At 73.2% G+C, this 18,487-nt stretch carries 16 protein-coding genes; 5 read left to right on the plus strand and 11 right to left on the minus strand.

Annotated features, from left to right (window positions below; genetic code table 11):
- Positions 1-79 precede the first annotated feature (79 nt).
- Positions 80-1,399, plus strand: a complete 1,320-nt coding sequence (locus tag Sspor_RS02965) for a cytochrome P450 (protein WP_237404249.1) — start codon at positions 80-82, stop codon at positions 1,397-1,399.
- Between the two features lie 24 nt (positions 1,400-1,423).
- Here Sspor_RS02965 and Sspor_RS02970 read toward each other — a convergent pair whose 3' ends face one another.
- The 3 genes from Sspor_RS02970 to Sspor_RS02980 form a co-directional block, all read right to left on the minus strand.
- Positions 1,424-2,824, minus strand: a complete 1,401-nt coding sequence (locus Sspor_RS02970; protein ID WP_202197608.1) for a pyridoxal phosphate-dependent decarboxylase family protein — start codon at positions 2,822-2,824, stop codon at positions 1,424-1,426.
- A gap of 67 nt (positions 2,825-2,891) precedes the next feature.
- Positions 2,892-3,242 (minus strand): hypothetical protein, encoded by a 351-nt coding sequence (locus Sspor_RS02975; protein WP_202197609.1) that lies wholly within the window; start codon positions 3,240-3,242, stop codon positions 2,892-2,894.
- Positions 3,243-3,380: 138 nt separating this feature from the next.
- On the minus strand, positions 3,381-4,055 hold the full coding sequence (locus Sspor_RS02980) for a DUF4232 domain-containing protein (RefSeq protein WP_202197610.1): 675 nt from the start codon (positions 4,053-4,055) through the stop codon (positions 3,381-3,383).
- A 167-nt stretch (positions 4,056-4,222) separates the two neighbouring features.
- Between Sspor_RS02980 and Sspor_RS02985 the strand changes: the two genes are divergently transcribed.
- Positions 4,223-5,080, plus strand: coding sequence for a hypothetical protein (locus tag Sspor_RS02985; RefSeq protein ID WP_202197611.1), 858 nt, complete (start codon positions 4,223-4,225; stop codon positions 5,078-5,080).
- Between the two features lie 42 nt (positions 5,081-5,122).
- On the opposite strand, the gene Sspor_RS02990 is transcribed toward Sspor_RS02985, so the two are convergent.
- The 3 genes from Sspor_RS02990 to Sspor_RS03000 form a co-directional block, all read right to left on the minus strand.
- A complete protein-coding gene (locus tag Sspor_RS02990; RefSeq protein ID WP_202197612.1) occupies positions 5,123-5,344 on the minus strand; it encodes a hypothetical protein in 222 nt (73 codons plus the stop codon).
- 137 nt (positions 5,345-5,481) lie between these two features.
- Positions 5,482-5,982 carry a hypothetical protein gene (locus tag Sspor_RS02995; protein ID WP_202197613.1) on the minus strand — a complete coding sequence of 167 codons (501 nt, stop codon included), beginning with the start codon at positions 5,980-5,982 and terminating at the stop codon, positions 5,482-5,484.
- Between the two features lie 77 nt (positions 5,983-6,059).
- Positions 6,060-7,061 carry an RNA ligase family protein gene (locus tag Sspor_RS03000; protein WP_202197614.1) on the minus strand — a complete coding sequence of 334 codons (1,002 nt, stop codon included), beginning with the start codon at positions 7,059-7,061 and terminating at the stop codon, positions 6,060-6,062.
- Positions 7,062-7,184: 123 nt separating this feature from the next.
- Here Sspor_RS03000 and Sspor_RS03005 point away from each other — a divergent pair, with 123 nt between their 5' ends.
- Positions 7,185-7,517, plus strand: a complete 333-nt coding sequence (locus Sspor_RS03005) for an antibiotic biosynthesis monooxygenase family protein (RefSeq protein ID WP_202197615.1) — start codon at positions 7,185-7,187, stop codon at positions 7,515-7,517.
- A 48-nt stretch (positions 7,518-7,565) separates the two neighbouring features.
- Positions 7,566-8,453: a S41 family peptidase gene (locus Sspor_RS03010; protein WP_202197616.1), complete on the plus strand. Its 888-nt coding sequence runs from the start codon at positions 7,566-7,568 to the stop codon at positions 8,451-8,453.
- A gap of 24 nt (positions 8,454-8,477) precedes the next feature.
- On the opposite strand, the gene Sspor_RS03015 is transcribed toward Sspor_RS03010, so the two are convergent.
- The 5 genes from Sspor_RS03015 to Sspor_RS03035 form a co-directional block, all read right to left on the minus strand.
- Positions 8,478-11,105 carry a SpoIIE family protein phosphatase gene (locus Sspor_RS03015; RefSeq protein WP_237404250.1) on the minus strand — a complete coding sequence of 876 codons (2,628 nt, stop codon included), beginning with the start codon at positions 11,103-11,105 and terminating at the stop codon, positions 8,478-8,480.
- A gap of 182 nt (positions 11,106-11,287) precedes the next feature.
- The gene (locus Sspor_RS03020; protein WP_202197618.1) at positions 11,288-13,144 is read right to left on the minus strand and encodes a VanW family protein; all 1,857 of its coding nucleotides are present in this window, start codon (positions 13,142-13,144) and stop codon (positions 11,288-11,290) included.
- A gap of 163 nt (positions 13,145-13,307) precedes the next feature.
- Positions 13,308-14,744 carry a lipase/acyltransferase domain-containing protein gene (locus Sspor_RS03025; RefSeq protein ID WP_237403631.1) on the minus strand — a complete coding sequence of 479 codons (1,437 nt, stop codon included), beginning with the start codon at positions 14,742-14,744 and terminating at the stop codon, positions 13,308-13,310.
- An 11-nt stretch (positions 14,745-14,755) separates the two neighbouring features.
- Positions 14,756-15,871 carry a CHAT domain-containing protein gene (locus Sspor_RS03030; RefSeq protein WP_237404251.1) on the minus strand — a complete coding sequence of 372 codons (1,116 nt, stop codon included), beginning with the start codon at positions 15,869-15,871 and terminating at the stop codon, positions 14,756-14,758.
- Positions 15,838-16,296 carry a hypothetical protein gene (locus tag Sspor_RS03035; protein WP_202197620.1) on the minus strand — a complete coding sequence of 153 codons (459 nt, stop codon included), beginning with the start codon at positions 16,294-16,296 and terminating at the stop codon, positions 15,838-15,840. The genes Sspor_RS03030 and Sspor_RS03035 overlap by 34 nt, the downstream gene beginning before the upstream one ends.
- A 272-nt stretch (positions 16,297-16,568) precedes the next feature.
- On the opposite strand from Sspor_RS03035, the gene Sspor_RS03040 reads away from it, so the two are divergent.
- A complete protein-coding gene (locus tag Sspor_RS03040; RefSeq protein ID WP_202197621.1) occupies positions 16,569-18,470 on the plus strand; it encodes a serine/threonine-protein kinase in 1,902 nt (633 codons plus the stop codon).
- Positions 18,471-18,487 lie beyond the last annotated feature (17 nt).

The following is an 18,487-nucleotide window of genomic DNA, read 5'->3' on the forward strand; positions in this document are numbered from 1 at the left end:
GCCCGTCCCCGTACAGTCCGTGATGCCGACGCACCCCCGGGCCCGGGCCCGACAGCCGGACAGGAGAAGAGCCGTGGCCATCGACGCGAGCAGCGAGCCGTCCGCCCCGCAGCGGTCAGGGACGGGGCGACCGCTCCCCGAGGCCGACGCCGGCTGCGTGGAACGGTGGCGCGCCCACCAGGGTGAACTGGTCGACCTGCTGGCCCAGGTAAGGGAACGGCTCGGCGGTGTCGCCGCGTTCCGTCTCGGGCCGAGCCCCACCGTCCTGGTCACCGGGCCGGAGGCCGTGCAGCACGTACTCGCCCTGCACCCCGACCGGTACGTCAAGCGCTCCCACCGCGCCCGGCTGCTCATCGGCGACGGGGTGCTCGCCGCGACCGGTGAGGCCTGGAAGCGCCAACGCAAGCTGCTTCAGTCGCAGTTCACCGGGAAGGGGATGCGCCGCTACGAGGAGCGGATCGCCGGGGCCGCCCGGACCACGGCCGCCCGGTGGGCCGGCCACGCGTGCACCGGGCGGACCTTCGACCTGGGTGAGGAGATGCGCCGCTTCGCCCTGGACACCATCTGGCGGGCGCTCACCGGGCACCCGCTCGACGACACCACGGCGCACGAACTGACCGCCGTGGCCGCCGTGGTGGCCGCGCTGCCGACCCTGCCGGCCGACCGGGTGGACGCCCGGGACGCCGTCGCCGACGACCTGGCCAGGATCGACGAGGTCGCCCGGCGGGCGGTGGCCGCGGCCCGGGAGGGCGCCCCCGGACCCGACGGACCGGGGCTGCTCCAGGTGCTGGTCGACGCCTCCGCCGAGCACCCCGAGTACACCGACCGGCTGGTGCGGGACGAGCTCGTCACCCTGCTCGTCGCCGGGCACGAGACCACCGCGAGCACACTGACCTGGCTGTACCTGCTTCTCGACCGCCACCCCGCGGCACGCGAGGCGGCCCTCTCGGCCGGCCCGGAGGGCTCGCCGGAGCGGCGCGAAGCCGTCCAGGCACTGGTCAGCGAGACGCTCAGGCTGTATCCGTCCGCCTGGATCCTGCCGCGGCACGCCACCGAGGACGAGGTTCTCGCGGGCTACCGGGTCGAGGCGGGCACGGACCTGCTGGTCTGCCCCTACCTCACCCACCGTGACCCCGAACTGTGGCCGGATCCCGAGCACTTCGACCCCCGGCGCTTCACGGTTCCCGGCGGCCGTCCCACCCGGCCGGGCGCCTACCTCCCGTTCGGGATCGGCCCGCGCGCCTGCCTCGGCCAGCAGTTCGCCCTGCGGGAGTCGGTCGCCCTCCTCGAACTCCTGCTGCCCGCCCACGTCCCGTACTTCCGGGCCGTGCCCACCGGGGCGGCGTACAGCATCACCGTCCGCCCCGACGGCCCGACGCCCGTCACGCTCACCCGCTGAGGGGTGGGGGCGCGGCCCGGCCCCTCACGGCCGGAAAGCCTTCGAGGCCGCGCGGCGGATCGCGTCCAGGGTGCGTGACACGTCCTCGTCGGTCGTCGACCAGTTGCTCACCGAGATGCGCATGACACGGCGGCCGTGCCAGGTGGAGCCGCTGATCCATGCCGTTCCCTCGTCGAGGAGGCGGGCGAGCACCCGGTCGGTGCGGTCGTCGCCGCCGAAGTCGGCGCAGACCTGGGTGAAGACCACGTCGTTGAGGACGGTGGCGCCGTCGATGGCACGGATGCCGGTGGCGAAGGTGCGGGCGTGGTGGCACAGCCGGTCCACGAGGTCGGCCACGCCCTGGCGCCCGAGGGATCTGAGCGCGGCCCATACGGTGAAGGCGCGTCCGCGGCGGGAGAGTTCGGGGACCTTGTCGACGGGGTCACCGTGTTCGTGCTGGATGAGGTAGTCGCCGCGCAGCCCCATCGCCGACCGCAGTGCGGAGGAGTCGCGGACGACGGCCAGGCCGCAGTCGTAGGGGACGTTCAGGGTCTTGTGGGCGTCCGTGGCCCAGGAGTCCGCCTGGGCGCAGCCCTCGGCGAGGTGTGCGTGGGCCGGGGACGCCGCCGCCCAGAGTCCGAAGGCTCCGTCCACGTGCACCCACGCGTCGGCCTCCCGTGCGGCCCGGATCGTCTCGGCGAAGGGGTCGAAGGCGCCGGAGTGGATGTCGCCGGCCTGGAGGATCACGATCGTGGGGCCGGGTTCGGGACCGGGGCGGGAACCGGGGTGGGCGGCCGCCAGGGTGCGGCTCAGGGCCTCGGGGTCCATGCGTCCCTGATCGTCCGCCGCGACGAGTTCGGGCCGGCCGAGCCCGAGGTAGCGCAGGGCGAGGTCGATGGCCATGTGGCGGTCCTGGCCCGCGATGACGCGTACGGGCGGCCCGCCGGCGAGTCCTTCGTGGGCGACGTTCCAGCCGTTGCGGCGCAGCACCGCGTCGCGCCCGGCGGCGAGGCAGGTGAAGTTCGCCATGGTGGCGCCGGTGGTGAAGCCGACGGAGCTCTCGGGCGGGAGGCCGAGCAGGTCGAGCAGCCAGGCGCCGGCGATCTCCTCGGCCGCCGCGTACGCGGGTGAGACGGCGCGCATCACGCTGTTCTGGTCCCAGGCGCTGACCAGCCAGTCGGCGGCGAGCGCGGCCGGCTCGGTACCGCCGACGACGAAACCGTAGAAGCGGCCGCTGGGGAAGGCGGTGAGCCCCGGCTCGCAGGCCGTGGCCAGCAGGTCGACCACGTCGGCGGGCGTGCTCGGCGCGTCGGGCAGCTCGGCGCCGAGCGCGCGCACGATCTCGTCGACCGTGGCGCGGGCGGGAACCGGGCGGTCGGACAGGCTGGCCAGCCAGCGGACGGCATGACCGTGCGCCTGTCTGAGCGCCGCCTCGCGCTCGTCCATACCTCGGACTATGGGACAGACCCCGCCCGCTCGCAAGCGGCGGGCCGGCGGGCGGGCGGGCGCGGGGTCAGTGGATGACGCTGAAGCTGCGCCAGGGCAGGCTCACGGGGGCCGTGACGTTCGAGAGGGTGGTCGCCACGTAGATCCCGTCGGCCTTGTCGGTCTTCTGGCAGTCCGGCGTCCGGTACAGGACGATGTCGACGAGGGTGTTGTTCTCGACGTGCGTGGCCCCCTTCGGGATGCCGATCTTGTGGCAGCCGACGACCAGCGTGTTGGAGTAGCTGAGCTCGACCGGTGAGTCGTGGCCGCGGAAGGTCAGCATGCCGACGGTGCTCCGGCCCAGACCCGAGCAGGCGCTGGCCGTCAGCAGCAGTGCTGCGACGCCCACGATGGTGCTGATACGTCGGCTGTGGGACATGGGCTCGGTCCTCGTCTGTGCGGTGGTGACGGTCCTTGTCCACAGCCTGACCCGGCCGGGCGCGGCCGTCCTCCGTTGCTCGGCCGACCGGATGAACCCGGACGTGCCGGGACCGTCACCGCGGGCCCGCGGTCCCGTCTACAGGCTGAGCGCGTCCTCCGAGTTGTCCATCCAGGCGGTCACGGAGTTCTTCGAGGGCGAGACGTACAGGCCGGGGGTCGACGCCTTCAGCGGTGTCTGCTTCAGGTCGGACTCGGTGTTCATGGTCAGCGCGATCGAGTTCACGGACTTGCCCTTGCCGTCGTTGGCGCCGCCCATGAGCCCGGCGTAGGCCGTCTGGCCCGGTTCCAGCCGGAGCGCGTCCTCGATGCCGGGGGCCGCGCCCCGTTCCGTGGCCTGGCCGTCCAGGTCGCCGAAGGTGACGATCGGGTGCCCGAGCGCCCTGCACGCCTTGGTGCCCTTGTTGGTGATCTTCAGCAGGTAGCTGCTGGTCGTGGGCTCGGCCAGGTTCGCCGTGAACGTCACGTCGAGCGTGCTGCACGGGAAGACGTCGTAGTCGGGGTCGGTCGCGCCCGGCTTCGGCGGCTTCGAGGGGCTCGCGGTCTTCTTCGGCGCCGCGGACTTCGACGGGGTCGCGCCCGGGCCGGCGGTCGCGCTCGCCCCGGGGCCGGCGGTCGCGCTCGCGGTCGGGCTCGCGCTCGCGCTCGGCGTCCCGGAGCCGCCCGCCGCGCCGTCCTCGGTGGGCCCACAGGCCGTCAGGGCCATTGCGGATACGGCGGCGAGGGCGATGACAGCCTTGCGTGCAGTGTTCATGATGGTGGTCCCCCTGGGGAAAGCGCGGAACGCGCCGGGCTGGGCCGAGCTGGTGAGCACCAGCGTCCCGCAGAAGCTTCACAGCTTGGTGACGGTGTGTCGTCGGATCGACCACGGTCTCGAACGGGGACCGGGCGCGCCCAAGACACCCCCTAGCATCTGGGTCCATGGGGACATCGGAGGGGAACGGCCGTGCCGGAGCATGGCACGTGACGATGCGGGCGGGGCGGCGCGGGACCGGTCTGCCGCCGGGCGGCCCGCCCCGGCCCGGGGGCAGGCCGCTCGCCCGGCGGCAGGACCTGCGCATCCACGGCACCGCCGGGAAGATCAGCTGCGTCGACGACTCGGGCCGTACCCGGTGGACCGCGCTCTGTTCCGGCATCCCCAACGCCGCCCACGTCTCGGGCGGTCGGGTCCTGGTCACCACGGACTCCCTCGCCTACACGCCCTGGGGCAACCTCGGTCCGGCCCTGCTGCTCGACCTGGCGGACGGCAGCCGGATCGCCGAACTGCGCGGCGCGCGCGGCGCGGCCCTGGGAGGAGGGCGGTTCGTCCTGGGCCTGGAGGGCTACGACGCCTTCGACACCTGGGCGTACGACCGCGAGGGCACCCTGTACGACTCCTGGCGCAGCTACGGGCACTACGTCGTCGGAACCGGCATCCGGGTGGTGGAGACCGACCGCAACATCCCCACCGGCAGCCGCGTGGTCCGGCTGTTGCCCGGCGGCGCCGTCGAACGCGGACCGTCGCTCACCGACCCGCAGGTCCCGGCGCCGCTCGTGCTGCCGGACGGCACCCTGCTCGTTCTCGACGCCGGAGTGCTGCGCGCCGTCAGCCGCCGGCTGGAGGACACGGTCCTCGCCGAGCTGCTGGCCGTGGACCCCGGTGAGACCTGGCGTCACCACGGCGCGCTGCACCGCACCGGCGACGACGAGATCACCGTGACCATCACCGAACAGGACCCCGACCGGCCCGCCAGGCACACCTACCAAACCTGGACGGTGACCCTCCGTCCGGGCGGATGAGTCCGCGCCGGCGCGGGTACGGCGAGCCGGCCGGGGAGGCCGTCAGCTGGCCACGACGGTCAGTACGGCCGAGACGACCGTGACCGCGGACGCGGCCACCATCCAGTTCCGGGCCCGGCCCGAGAGCACCGGGATCCCGTCGGGGTCCGCCTCCTCGGATTCCTCTTCCGGCTCCCGCCGGCGCGGGCAGGACCCGCAGGCCGGATCGTGGACCAGTGTGTCGAGCCAGACGACACCGTCGAGCGGCGCCCGAGCGAACAGCATCCCGTCAGATTCCATAACCGGACAACGCCATGATCCGCATCAGGCCACTGCCGGAGGCCGGACCGAGGCCCAACCGTTGCCGACCAGCCGATAGGACAATGAGGTGAGCGCACCGGACGGCTCCGGTGCGCGCCGGGTCACCGGCCGCGGCGGTTGTCGTAGATGCTGAGGCAGAGCGCCTTCATCGCGCTCTCCGCCCGCTTGGGGTCCGCGCCGTGGTCGATGGCTTCGAGGGCGGCGGCGGCCGAGGTCTGCACCGGGTACGGCAGGCCCTCGTAGGCGGAGATCCGGTAGGCCATCGTGCGGCGGGCCTCCCGCTCGGCCTCGCTCACCCCGTCGGGGGTGAGCGGGAAGACGGCCGCCTGGTAGGTCGCGATGCAGACGAGCGCGGCGTCGGCGAGGCCCTCGGCGTAGCCGTCGGCCGGGACGTCCTCGCGGTCGGGCTCGAACAGGGCGAGGACCTGCCTGCGGGAGAAGAACGATCCCAGTCCCGCGCCGAGCCCGGCCACGGCCGCGAAGACCAGCGCCGTCAGCCGGCCGGACAGGAGCAGCCCGAGGCAGGCTCCGGCGACCGCGCCGCAGGTCACCAGGACGAAGGAGATCATCAGGTGGACGCGTGCGCCGAGCGGGGACTTCATGGCAGCAGTATGCACAGTGGCGTCGTCACCGGCGGAACCCGGCGTGAGCCGGAGGGCCGACCCCGCGCCCGGTGCTGTCAGGCGCGGCGGTCGGCGGCGTCGAAGCGGGCCAGGGCCAGGGCTCCGGTGCGCAGGGCTTCCTCCAGGGCCCGGTACGCCGTCCCGTCCAGGCCGCCCAGTTCCCGCGCCACCTCCTCGGTGGCGTCGCGGGCGATCTCGGCGGCCAGGTCTCCCGGCGGGGTACGGGGGCCGAGCTTGCTCACGGCCGACGCGGCCCGGGCCGGGGTGAGCAGGCCGGTGCCGTGGGCGAGGAGCCAGCCGGGGACTCCCGCCACGCCGTCGGGCGGCGCCTGGTAGGGGCGGGAGCCGTCGTACCGCTCGTCCTCGGCGAAGGCGGGCTGTTTCACCTTCGCCATGGGGCGCCCGGGTCCGCGGGAGCCGTCGGCGGGTTTGACGACGATGCCCTCGGCGAGGTTGTCGGGCAGCGCGGGCAGGCCCAGCAGGCCGGGCAGCCGGGTGGGGAAGACCACCGGCAGCTCCTGGAGGCGTGCGAGCGGGCCTTCGGCGAGCAGCGGGACGCAGAGCAGCCCGGCCTCGGCGGCCGCGGCGCGCAGCGTCCGGTCCCCGATCCAGCGCGTGCCGCCGTCGTCGGTGACGGTGGCGTCGAAGGGGAGCCAGAGGAGTCCGGGGGCGTACCAGACTCCGGTCTGCACGGGATCGGCTCCGGGCGTGGCGGGTACGCCGGGGTGCGGGTAGCGGCCGCCGGCGAGTTCGCCGTAGACGGTGACGACCGCGGAGGCGGGTGCTCCGGTGTCCTGGCGCAGGGTCCGGGCGCAACGGATCGCGGCGACCGCCAGCGCGGGCCAGATCCGGCCGACGCCGAAGAAGTCGTCCAGCCCGCCGTCAGCGAGCAGTTCGCGCCGCTTGGCGGGGTAGGCGCCCGAAGCGTCGCACACCACGGCGAAGTTGGCGCCGTGGATCTTCTCGTGGGCGACCCAGTTCCGCCCGCGGGCCTCGCCCAGCCGGGTGTTGGCGGGGATCTTCGGGTACGGGGTCCAGGGGCGGGGTTCGGGGTGCACCGGCCGATCGTAACGAGCGCGTCGGCGCTGGTCGCGAGGTTTCTTCTCGCACGCCCGGTCCTGCAAGGCACCCCCTAGGGTGGCCAGGAAAGATCCACATCCTGACGGGGGAGGTATCCAGGCGTGTTCGCTGTGATCTACCGGTGGCGGCTGCGGCCGGGCATGGAGCAGCAGTTCACCGACGGCTGGCACCGGGTGACGGCCGCCATCCACACGCGGTGCGGCAGTTACGGGTCCCGGCTGCACCGGGCGGACGACGGTACCTGGGTGGCGTATGCGCGCTGGCCCGACGAGGAGGCGCGGGACCGCTGTTCGGCGCCCGACCCGCAGGGGGTCGCGATGATGGTGGAGGCGATCGCGGAGCGCCTGCCGGAGACCCGGATGCGGATCGTCGACGACATGCTCACCGAACCCGGCGGTGCCCCGGGCGCTGCGCCGGGCACAGGCGCCGACTGAACGAAAACCTCTGGTCAGCAGGGGTGTTGACGCCTAGCATCAGGCCCCATGCCTACCAACGAAGAGATCATCGAACGCGCTCTGGACCGGATCGGCGCGGGCTACGTCTTCCCCGACAAGGCCCTCGTCGTCGGGGCCGCGATACGGGGCCGTCTGGCGGCGGGTGCGTACGAGAACCTGGACGGGCCGGCGCTCTGCGAGACGGTGACGGCCGATCTCCAGGAGGTCTGCCCGGACAAGCACCTGCGTCTGCTGTGGACGGACGAGCCGCAGTCGCTGGACCCGGTGGACGAGGACGGCGGGGAGGCCGCGTTCCTGGCGCTGCTGCGGGCCGAGAACCAGGGGATCCAGCGCGTCGAGCGGCTGGAGGGCAACATCGGGCTCATCGAGGTCCGGCGGATCGCGAGCGCCGTCGAGGGCGCGAGCGCGATCGGCGCGGCCATGCAGCTGGTCGCGCACAGCTCCGCCCTCGTGCTGGACCTGCGCGGCTGCTCCGGCGGGGCCCCGGAGGGTGCCGCGATGTGGTGCAGCTACTTCCTCCCCGACGACCAGGTGCACCTGAACGACATCTACGACCGGACCTCGGACACGACCCGCCAGTACTGGACGGTCGCGCACCTGCCCGCCCCGCGCTACCTGGACCGGCCGGTCCGCATCCTCACGAGCGAGTTCACCTTCTCCGGGGGCGAGGACGTGGCGTACACCCTCCAGGCGCAGGGGCGGGCCGTTCTCGTCGGGGCGACCACCCGGGGCGGCGCCCATCCGACGGCCCGGTACGCGGTCGCCGAGCACGTCCTCGTGACGGTGCCGGCGGCCCGGACGATCAACACCGTCACGGGCGGCAACTGGGAGGGCGTGGGGGTCGTTCCCGACGTCCCGGTCCCGGCGGAGCAGGCGCTGGAGACGGCGCTGAAGGCCCTGCGGGCGGGTGCCTGACCTCCTCGGAGGACTCTCCGGGGGTCAGAGGGCGTCCACGTCCAGGAAGGCCGCGAGGGCGGCCTCCGTGCCGCTCTCGCCTCCGGGCAGGGCCAGCTCCGCCCAGATGACCTTGCCCTCGGGCGTGTAGCGGGTGCCCCAGTGCTCGCTGAGCTGCGCGACCAGGAAGAGGCCGCGTCCGCCCTCGTCGGTGGTGGCGGCGTAGCGCAGGTGGGGGGCGGTGCTGCTGCCGTCCCACACCTCGCAGGTCAGGTTGTGGTCGTGGAGCAGGCGTACCCGTACGGGCGCGCTGCCGTGCCGCAGGGCGTTGGTGATCAGCTCGCTGAGGATCAGTTCCGTGGCGAAGCCGAGGTCGCCCAGGCCCCACTCGTCGAGTTTCTTCGCGGCGGCGTTGCGCATCGCGCCGACCGCGCTCGGCTGGAACGGTACCTCCCACTGGGCGACCCGGTCCGGGCCGAGCGTCCGGGTCCGTGCGATGAGCAGGGCCACGTCGTCGGTGGGCCGGGGCGGCAGGAGCATGTCGAGCACGGCCCGGCAGCTCTCGTGCGGGTCCCGGTCGGGGTGGCTGAGGGCGGCGCGCAGCAGTTCCAGCCCCTCGCCGATGTCCCGGGTCCGTTCCTCGATCAGCCCGTCCGTGTAGAGGACGAGCTGGCTGCCTTCCGCGAGGTCCAGCTCCGCGGTCTCGAAGGGCATGCCGCCCAGCCCCAGCGGGGGTCCGGCGGGCAGCTCCACGATCTCGGTCGTGCCGTCGGGGGCGACCACCAGGGGTGGCAGATGGCCGGCCCGCGCGACCGTGCAGCGCTGGGAGACCGGGTCGTAGACGGCGTACAGGCAGGTCGCGCCGAGTACGCCGCCGTTCACGTCGTCGCCCTCGCCGTCGTGGTCGATGCGCTGTACGAGGTCGTCCAGGCGGGCCAGGATCTCGTCGGGCGGCAGATCGAGGGAGGAGAAGTTGTGCACGGCCGTACGCAGGCGGCCCATGGTCGCGGCGGCGTGCAGGCCGTGTCCGACCACGTCTCCGACGACCAGGGCGACGCGGCAGCCGGCCAGCGGGATCACGTCGAACCAGTCCCCGCCGACCCCGGACTGCGCCGGCAGGTAGAAGTGCGCCACGTCCATGGCGCTCTGCTCGGGCAGGGCGCGGGGCAGCAGGCTGCGCTGGAGGGTCACGGCGAGGGCGTGTTCGCGGGTGTAGCGCCGGGCGTTGTCCATGCTGACCGCCGCGCGGGCGACGAGTTCCTCGGCCAGGGACAGCTCGTCCTCGTCGAAGGGCTCCTGCTTCTGCGACCGCCAGAAGTTGACCACGCCGAGGACGACGCCCCGGGCCATGAGCGGGGCCGCGATGAGCGAGTGGATGCCGTAGTCCACGATGGCCTGGGCGCGCGGCGGGTCCTGGGCCTGCCAGCCCGGCGCGTCGGCCAGGTGGGGTACCAGCTCGGCCCGGCCGGTGCCGTAGCCGCGTGCCTGGGGGGTGGACGGCAGGAAGTCGATGAGCCGGCCGACGGGGTAGAGCGGATGGTCGGAGCGGATGCCGCTGACCGCGGTGCGGCGCATGTCGGAGCCCGCGCGGGGCTCCTCGCCGTCGATGACCTGGTCCGCCAGGTCGACGGTGACGAAGTCCGCGAAGCGGGGGACGGCCACGGCGGCGAGCTCCTCGGCCGTGCGCACCACGTCGAGGCTGGTACCGATGTCGCCGCCCGCGTCGTAGAGCAGCTTCAGGCGTCTGCGGGCGGTCTCCGCCCGGCTGGTCAGGACCTGCATCTCGGTGGAGTCGCGGATGGTGATGGCGGCGCCCTCCGGCCGGCCGCGGGGGTGGGTGGGCCGCTGGTTGACGACGAGCAGCCGGTCCCCGCTCTCCAGGACCTCGTCGGTGGCCTCGCGGCCGGAGAGCAGCAGGTCCGCCATCCGGCGGTCCAGGCCCGGTACGTCGGCGATGTGGCGTCCGTCGGCGTCCTCCGGCAGCCCGAGCAGGCGTTTGGCCTCGTCGTTGGCGAGCAGGAGCCGGCCTTCGCCGTCGGTGATCAGCACCCCTTCGCGGACGGCGTGGAGCACCGCGTCGTGGTGCTCGTACATGCGGGTCATCTCCTGCGTGCCGAGCCCGTGGGTCTGGCGGCGCAGGCGTCTGCTGATGAGCGCGGTGCCCACGGTGGCCAGGGCGAGGCCGGTGGCGATGGCCAGGAGGATGACCGGGAGCTGGCGGTCGACGACACCGGTGACGTTCTTGACGGTGAGGCCCGCCGAGACCAGCGCGTTGACCTTGCCGTCGGGCCCGGTGACCGGCACGACCGCCTGGATCTCCTTGCCGAGCGGGCCGTCCACGCTCTCGGTGTGGACCTGACCCTTCAGCGAGGGCTCGATGTTGCCGACGAATCGTTTCCCGATGCGGTCCGGCTGGGGGTGGCTGTACCGGATGCCGTTGGTGTCCATCACCACGATGAAGTCCACCCCGGCGGCCTTGCGCGTGGTCTCGGCGAGGGGCTGGAGCGTCTTGGACGGGTCGGACGTCTTGAGGGTGTCCTGGAGGCCCAGGGAGTGGGCGAAGGTCTGGGCGACGGACACCGACCGGTTGCGTGCCTCGCGTTCGGTGTCGTGGCGCGACTGGAGGACCAGGGCCAGCAGGGCCCCGGCCGCGAGCAACACCACGATCGCCACCTGGAGGACGAATACCTGTCCGGCGACGCTCTTGTTCCGGTTGCCTAGAGGTGACCGCACCGACGTGCCCGGCACGGGTGGCGAGGAATGGTCACGAACCCAGTTGTAGCACTTCCGGGCGCCCACGGCCCCCGGCATGCACGGTATGCGCCCGGATTGTCACGCCTGGTCCCCCGATGGCGTCAGTCGCTGTGGCCCTGGGCCGCGGTCCGGACGCCGTTCGCGGCCGTGCCGGAGGGGGTCTGCGAGGGCTGCGGCGTCTGCCCGGTGGCGCCGGGCGTGGTGCCGGGCGTGGCGCCGGGAGAGGCCTCCGGCGCGCCCTCCGGGGTGCAGGTGACCTCGTCGCGCGGCGTGTAGTGGGTCTTGAAGTCCTCGTGCCTGACTTCCTTGCCGCCCTGGACGAAGGTCCGGCCGACGGTGACGTCGAAGCCCTCCAGGGGGGTCTGGACCTCGCAGGTGTCGCCGCTGCCGGTCCGCTTGCCGGGCGGCGTGATGTTGGTGCGCGGCCCCTTGGTCGCGCGTATCTCGTCGTACTTCTTCGTGCCGAGGAGGGAGATCGTCAGCGACGTGTCGGTCGAGCTGGCCTGGACGTACAGGGGGTGGCCGGAGTCGTTGACCCAGCGCAGGTCGAGGGTGCCCCAGGCCACGGTGGCTTCCCGGCCCTCGGGGTAGCGCTCGATGTAGAAGGAGTGCGCGCCGTGCTCGACCGGCTTGACGCCCGCGAAGAACGCGGCGTTGTACATGGTGGTGGCGACCGCCGAGACACCGCCGCCGGGCGATTTCACGAACTGACCGTCGTTGATCATGATGCCGTCGACGAAGCCGTTCTCGGGGGTGCGCTCACCGACGGTGCGGTTGAAGCTCCACTCCTGGCCCGGCATGACGACGGAGCCGTTGATGAGCTCCACGGCGCGGCCGATGTTGGTGGTGCGGTACGGGGCGGCCGGGAACTCCACGGTGAAGGAGGAGACCTTCTCCTTGATGCCGAGCCGGCGCGCTTCGTCGGCGGTGAGGTCCGGCTGGACGGCCACGGTCGCGACCTCGCCGCTGCGGGCCGTGCCCGAGCGGGTCAGCAGCGGCAGCACGGCCCGGCCGAGCGCCTCCTGGGTGACCTTGCGTCCCGTACGGCCCTGGTCGGCGATCACGACGCGGCCGTCCGCGGCGAGGCCGGGCGCGGCGTTCCGCGGCGGGCGGCTGACCTCGTCGATCGTCGGGGCCACGGCGGGGTCGGCGAGCAGGCTCTTGGAGTCGAGGTCCGGTACGAGGCGGCCCTGTGCGTCGGCCCGCATCTTCAGGTGTTCGCCGAGGACCGCGGGGGTGATGGACATGCGCCTGTCGGCGACGGCGAGCGTGACGGGTCCGGACATCGCGGGCTCGGCGAACTGCCGCATGGCCCGTCCGGTCTCCTCGGCGCCGACGCGGGGCTCGGTGCGCGTCACCGGCAGGACGACGGGATCCGTCTGCGGCCGCAGATAGGCGTCCCGCAGGGTGCCGACGGCCTTCTCTTCGACGAGGGACACGCCGGGGAGCGGGGTGACGGCCTTCGCCGTGCCCTTGTCGAACGCTATCGCGCCGTCGCGGACCCGCTGCTCGGTGCTCTCACCGAGGCGGTCCACCGCGGCACGGGCCGTCCGCTCGTTCATGGTGATCACGGGCGCGACGTCGCGGCTGCCGGAGGCGAAGAGACTGCCGACCACGGTGACCGGACCGTATCCGGACCGTGCGGCGCGGTCGACGGTCGCGTCGGTGTCGAGCGAGAGGCCCAGCGCGGCGGGATCGGCCTGCTCCACCCGGTCGCCGATCTTCACCTTGATCGGCGCCGCGGCGGCGGGCCCGAGCTCCCGGGTCAGCGCCTGGCGCGCCTCGGCCCGGCTCATGCCGCCGAGGTCCACGCCCAGGACCCGTGTGCCCTGCTCGATGTCGCCTCCGACCGCGAGGGCGGTTCCGTAGAGGCCGCCCACTCCGAGCACGACGGCTCCCGCCGCCGCCACCGGCAGAGCGATCCGTCGGTTGACCGTCCAGCTGCGCACGCGTCCCATATCTCTCCCGTGGCGCCGACCGGTCCCTCGGGCGGCGCGGGCCGCAATGGCAGCCATATACGACAATTACGGGAAATAATGATCCCTGCTGGATGGGCTATTTGGGGCGGAATGTAATCGTTGTCACGATTCTCGTCTCGGTCGGCGGCTGACCCGACGGCCCTCAGCCCTCCGTCACGCGCGTACCGTCCGTACCCTCCGGACCTGCGACGACGAAGACGTCGGACAGCGGGGCCGTGTCGGCGCCGGCGCTGATCAGGAGGTCGTACGTGCCCGGCGGCAGCACGCCGATCTCGACCTGCCGCCGCCGCCGCGGGACCGTGAGGTCGCGGGCGACCACCGGCTGTCCGGTGGCCCGCGCGGTCACCGAGAGTCGCGACGGCACCTCGGGCAGTGCGTCCTCGCCGAGTTCGCTGACGGCGCCGATCTCGCAGGCGACGGGCTCGTCGGCCAGGTAGAGATCGTCGCCGAGGTAGCTGAACCACGAGGTCACGGCGGCGCGCAGATCGTCGATGCGGACGTCGTGCAGGGACTGGAGGATGCCGCCGAGGTGGTCGAGCATCGCGCCCTGGTTCTGCAGGCTCCCGTGCTTCTGCGGTACGAAGGTACGGGCGTCCTCGGTACCGGAGAGGGCGGCGGAGAGCTTGGGCACGGTGCCGTCGCCGCCCTCGTCCTCGTCACCGCGGAGCATCAGGGTCTCGACCTTGTGGTCGACGAGCCGGGCCGACTGCCGGGTGGGCTGGTCCATGCCCACGACGGGGTGGTAGACCACCTGGTTGGATTCCCAGGCGGATTCCTGCCGGTTGGCGGTGGCCGCCCGCTCCGTCTCACCGAAGAAGTCGCCGAGACGGCTGCTCCACTGCGGCTGCCAGCCGGGCAGCCCGGCCTTGGCGGGGGTGACCGCCGTACCGTCCGGCCCGTAGACGCACCGGTAGACCGGTACGAGCTGGTGGAGGCCCGTGAAGGAGCGCAGGAGGCGGGTGAGGTCCTTCTCGAAGGGGCCGATCCGCTTCTGGAAGCCGTTGCAGAGGAACTCGACGGCGTTGAGCGAGCCGTAGTAGGGGGTCCCGAAGGTCACGATGGCCCGGGTGTCCTTCCAGCCTCCCAGCACCTCGACGAAGTAGCGGGAGACGAGCCCGCCCATCGAGTGCCCGATCAGGACGAGCTGCGCCGCGGAATTGCCGCTCGCCGCGCGCCAGTCCCGCAGCCAGGTGGCGCTCTGCTCGGCGAGCCTGCGGGCGGCGGCCCGGTTGTCGCGCCGCCAGTCGTACGGGAACGGGAAGTAGTTCCGGCCCTTCTGCAGGTCGAACCGCGCCAGCAGGAACTTCTCGATCGCCGTGTAGCCGTCGATCTTCCAGAGGCCGGGCAGGGTGTGCAGATCGGGCACCAGGCGTTCGGCGGCGACCCCGTCGCCGAGATCGTCCACGAGCCAGTCGTCCTCACCGAGTTCGAGGGACTCCAGCGAGCCGCCCAGGCTCGACAGCGCGCCCAGTACCGCCGAGGCGGACGGCGCCCACACGTCCTTGCCGTTCCGGGTCAGCACGCTCCCGCCGATACCGGGGAGCAGTACGACCACGTCGGCCATCGGGATCCTGGCCATGAGCGGACCTCCTAGGGTGTGCCCCCCGGTCGGACGAACGGATCGGCCGCGTCCCCGTAGTGCTGGTAGGCGGCCCAGGAACTCCAGCGCTGCCCGCTCGGCGCGGCGTCCGGGCCGCCGGGGCCGTCCGGACCGTCGGGGGCGCCGGGGGCGTCAGGGCCCTGCTCGCGCAGCCCGTACAGGCGCCTGCGCGCCGCGCGGACGGCGCCGCCCACCGTCGGGGCCGCCTCACCCGGCCCGCCCTTGAACAGGTGCGTGTAGAACTGGTCGGCGAAGGAGATCCCCTGGTCGTCGGGGATCCGCCAGGCCGCCCCGATGAAGTGCCCCACGCCCATCCGCAGGAACTCGTCGGCGAGACTCGGCACCAGCGCGGCCTGCGGGTTCCCCCAGGGGCTACGGCCCGCGAGGCCGGGCGTCCCGGCCGGCGTGCCGGGGCCGCCGGCGTCACCGAGCCGGGCCGTGTAGCAGGCATTGGCCACGACGATCAGCGGCGGGCGTTCGAGCAGCGCCAGTTCCTGGGCGGTCAGCAGGCCGTCCGCGAAGACCCAGCCCGAGCGCCGTCCCGTACCGGAGAGATCGAAGTCGCTGTGTCCGCAGTAGTGGACGATGTGGTTGCCCCCGCACAGCAGGACCCGCAGCACGTCCAGGCGGCGGGCGGGGTCGATGCCCGGCTGGCGCAGCGCGTTCGCCGCGCCGACGAAGAGGCTGACCTTGGCTCCGAGCTCCTTGAGCCGGGAGGCCACCGCGAGGGCCTCCTGGCGGGCTCCCGGCAGGTGGAAACCCTTCTCCGGGTCTCCGGGGTCTCCGATCACCAGAGCGCGCAGCGGTCCGTCCGCCAGGCCCTCGGTCATCACCCGCGAATAGGTCGTCCGCAGCTGTCTGGACAGCTGGGTACGGATGGCCAGGGGGTCGCGCTTCTCCACCCCGGCCTGCTGGATCTCGGCCAGGAACTCCCAGGGGACGGAGGCCGTGTCCCGGTCCAGTTCCAGCAGCACCGTCGAGTCGTCCGTGAGCAGTCGCTGGAAGTCCGGCGGCACCACGAACCGGGACAGCAGGTCGGGCAGTTCGCACGCGTCCTTGAGGCTCGGTTCCGTCAGCCGGTCCACGAGTTCCCGCAGCAGGTCCATGTCCACCGGTACGAGGCGTACATCTGGACGGCGCGGCGTTCCGTCAGCGTGCCCATCGGTCCCATGCCGACGACCGCCGCGCAGCGCACGGGGCCCTCCTTGCACGGGAAGTACGTGACCTCGCCCAACTGGGCCTCGATCCAGCCCAGCTTGGTGTGCTCCGTGATGATGCGGCGGGGGTCGACGGAGATAGCCCGGTCGAGGGCGAGTTCCGCGGCGGCGGGTACTACCGACTGGTAGTGACCCGTGACGTGCAGATCGGCCGCGATCCGCGCGATGTCGCCCCAGATCACGCTGATGTTGAGCGTTGGACCATCGGTGCGCGGCGACGGGTCGGGGGCCGGAGCGGGGAACCGGGCGGGCGGGTTCGAGGCCGTCGGCACGTCCTCCAGCAGGTCAGCGATGCGAGCGGCGGGGGTGCTCACCACGCTCCTCCCTTCGAGTCGCCCGAGCTTCTCGATCCGAGTGCGTCACATCTGTCTCCCCAACTGGATTATCCCACCGTTGCCGGGGGCGGGCAGTGGGGCCCGGCGGTCGACCCAGGCGGGGTGCGCGGGGATGCCACCCGAGGCTTCGCCGGGGCGATGCCGGGCCGATACCGGGATCAACTCGGCCTTCGGCGGCCTGCGTTGCCGTCCCGGGATCATCGGGGTTAGATTTATTTCTGGAAACTGTTTCTAATTCGAGCGGGGCTTACGTGTTAGAGCTGACGGGGAGCGGGGCCGAGCCGCTGGAGCCGGGGGATCCGCACCGGATCGGGTCGATCCCGCTGGCGGGCCGGCTCGGGGCCGGCGGCATGGGGCGCGTCTACCTCGGGGTCCGCGAGGGACGGTACGTCGCCGTCAAGCAACTGCTGTCCTCCGTCGTCGGGGAGGACCAGGACTTCCTGCGGCGCTTCGGCCACGAGTTGGACAATCTCGCCCGGCTGCCCGCGGACGCCACCGCGCCGCTGCTCGACAGCGACCGCACCGCCACTCCCCCGTGGTTCGCCACCGCGTACATCCCCGGGCTCACCCTGAGGGAGGCCGTCGCGCTGCACGGCGGCCCGCTGCCCGCGGAGGCGCTGTGGCTGCTGCTGCGGGAGGCCGCGGCGGGACTCGCGGCGGTGCACGCGCTGGACATGGTGCACCGGGACCTCAAGCCGTCCAACGTCATGCTGACCCTCGACGGTCTCACCCTCATCGACTTCGGCGTGGCCCGGGCCGCCGAGCAGAGCCAGCTGACCCGCACCGGCATGGTCGTGGGTACGCCCGCGTACATGGCACCCGAACAGGCCTCGGGCCGAAGGCGGTTGAGCGGAGCCACGGACGTGTTCGCCCTGGGCTCCGTACTCGCGTACGCGGCCTGCGGCCGGCCTCCGTTCGGCGACGAGTCGGGGCACGGGGTGCTGTACCGCATCGTCCACGAGGAGCCGGACCTGGCGCCGCTGCGGGAGCTGGAGCCGGACCTCGCCGAACTCGTCGCGGCCTGCCTCGACAAGGACCCCGAAGGGCGGCCCACCGCCGCGGAACTCCTCGAACGTGCCGCCGGGCACGGTCCGTTCGCCGCCCCGCTGTGGCCCGGGGCCGTCGCGGAGCGCCTGGCCGAGCGGGCCGCCTTCGCCGCGGACGTGCGGGAGGCCGACGTACCGACCGTCCCGCTCACCGGCGAGCGGGCGGAACCGGAGCCGCGACCGGAGCCGGGTACCGGCAAGACCCCGGAGGACCCGGGTCCGTCCGCTCCCGCGGCCCCCGCTCCTCCGGTCACGGCCCGCCCGGAACGGGCGACGCGCCGCCGCCGTACCCGCGTCCTCCTCGCCGTCGTGCCCGTCGTCGTGGTCGCGGGCGGTACCACCCTCGCCATCCAGCACCTGCCGTACGCCTCCGCGCCGCAGGCCCGGGCCGGGACCTCCCCGTCCACCCCGGTCACGGCACCGGCCGGCCCGACGGCACCGGCGGCAGCGGCGGGCACCGGCCCGTCGGGTACGGCGTCGCCCGCGCAGCCGCCCGCCCAGGACCCGGGACAGGCCGGTACGGGCGGACCCCCGGCAGCGGCCGCCGGAGGCGCGGGCGGAGGCCAGGGCGGAGGTGTGGGCGGGACCGGCACCGGACCCCTCCCCGGCGGCGGCACACAGCCCGGCCCGGGCAGCGCCGGAAACTCGGGCAACCCCGCGAACGCGGGCGGCTCCGGCGGCACGCGCCCCTCCAACGGCGGGACGTCCACGGCGCCCACGACGCCGGCACCCCCAGCGCCTCCCGCGTCCGGCACCTACCGCTTCCGCAACGGCAACAACGGCAAGTGCGTCACGCAGGTCTTCGGGGCCTCGGACTACGGCGACTGCGCGGACGCGAGCGCCCGGTGGACCGTGCGGAGCAGGCCGGACGGCAGCTTCGAACTGGTCAACCAGCAGGGCGGCGGCTGCCTGTACGCCAACATGCTCGGCCAGGCCGTCTTCGTCGGCGACTGCTCCCAGGGCACCGCCCGGCTCTGGCGTACGGGGGCGGGCGGCAGCCTCCGCAACGACTTCAGCGGGGGCTGCCTCGACCTGGGCATGAGCGGCGGCCTGGTGACGAACACCTGCGGCGGACAGGCATCACAGCGCTGGACGAAATCGGCCTAGGCCGATTTCGGTGGCGG

It is taken from the genome of Streptomyces spororaveus (genome assembly GCF_016755875.1).
In the GTDB taxonomy this organism is placed as follows: Bacteria; Actinomycetota; Actinomycetes; order Streptomycetales; family Streptomycetaceae; genus Streptomyces; species Streptomyces spororaveus.

What these genes read in the sequence shown, in the direction of transcription:
- Sspor_RS02985 (WP_202197611.1), top strand. Translation starts at nt 4,223, where the DNA reads ATGGGGACATCGGAGGGGAACGGCCGTGCCGGAGCATGGCACGTGACG.
- Sspor_RS02975 (WP_202197609.1), bottom strand. Translation starts at nt 3,242, where the DNA reads ATGTCCCACAGCCGACGTATCAGCACCATCGTGGGCGTCGCAGCACTG.
- Sspor_RS02970 (WP_202197608.1), bottom strand. Translation starts at nt 2,824, where the DNA reads ATGGACGAGCGCGAGGCGGCGCTCAGACAGGCGCACGGTCATGCCGTC.
- Sspor_RS02990 (WP_202197612.1), bottom strand. Translation starts at nt 5,344, where the DNA reads ATGCTGTTCGCTCGGGCGCCGCTCGACGGTGTCGTCTGGCTCGACACA.
- Sspor_RS03010 (WP_202197616.1), top strand. Translation starts at nt 7,566, where the DNA reads ATGCCTACCAACGAAGAGATCATCGAACGCGCTCTGGACCGGATCGGC.
- Sspor_RS02995 (WP_202197613.1), bottom strand. Translation starts at nt 5,982, where the DNA reads ATGAAGTCCCCGCTCGGCGCACGCGTCCACCTGATGATCTCCTTCGTC.
- Sspor_RS03030 (WP_237404251.1), bottom strand. Translation starts at nt 15,871, where the DNA reads ATGGACCTGCTGCGGGAACTCGTGGACCGGCTGACGGAACCGAGCCTC.
- Sspor_RS02980 (WP_202197610.1), bottom strand. Translation starts at nt 4,055, where the DNA reads ATGAACACTGCACGCAAGGCTGTCATCGCCCTCGCCGCCGTATCCGCA.
- Sspor_RS03020 (WP_202197618.1), bottom strand. Translation starts at nt 13,144, where the DNA reads ATGGGACGCGTGCGCAGCTGGACGGTCAACCGACGGATCGCTCTGCCG.
- Sspor_RS03025 (WP_237403631.1), bottom strand. Translation starts at nt 14,744, where the DNA reads ATGGCCAGGATCCCGATGGCCGACGTGGTCGTACTGCTCCCCGGTATC.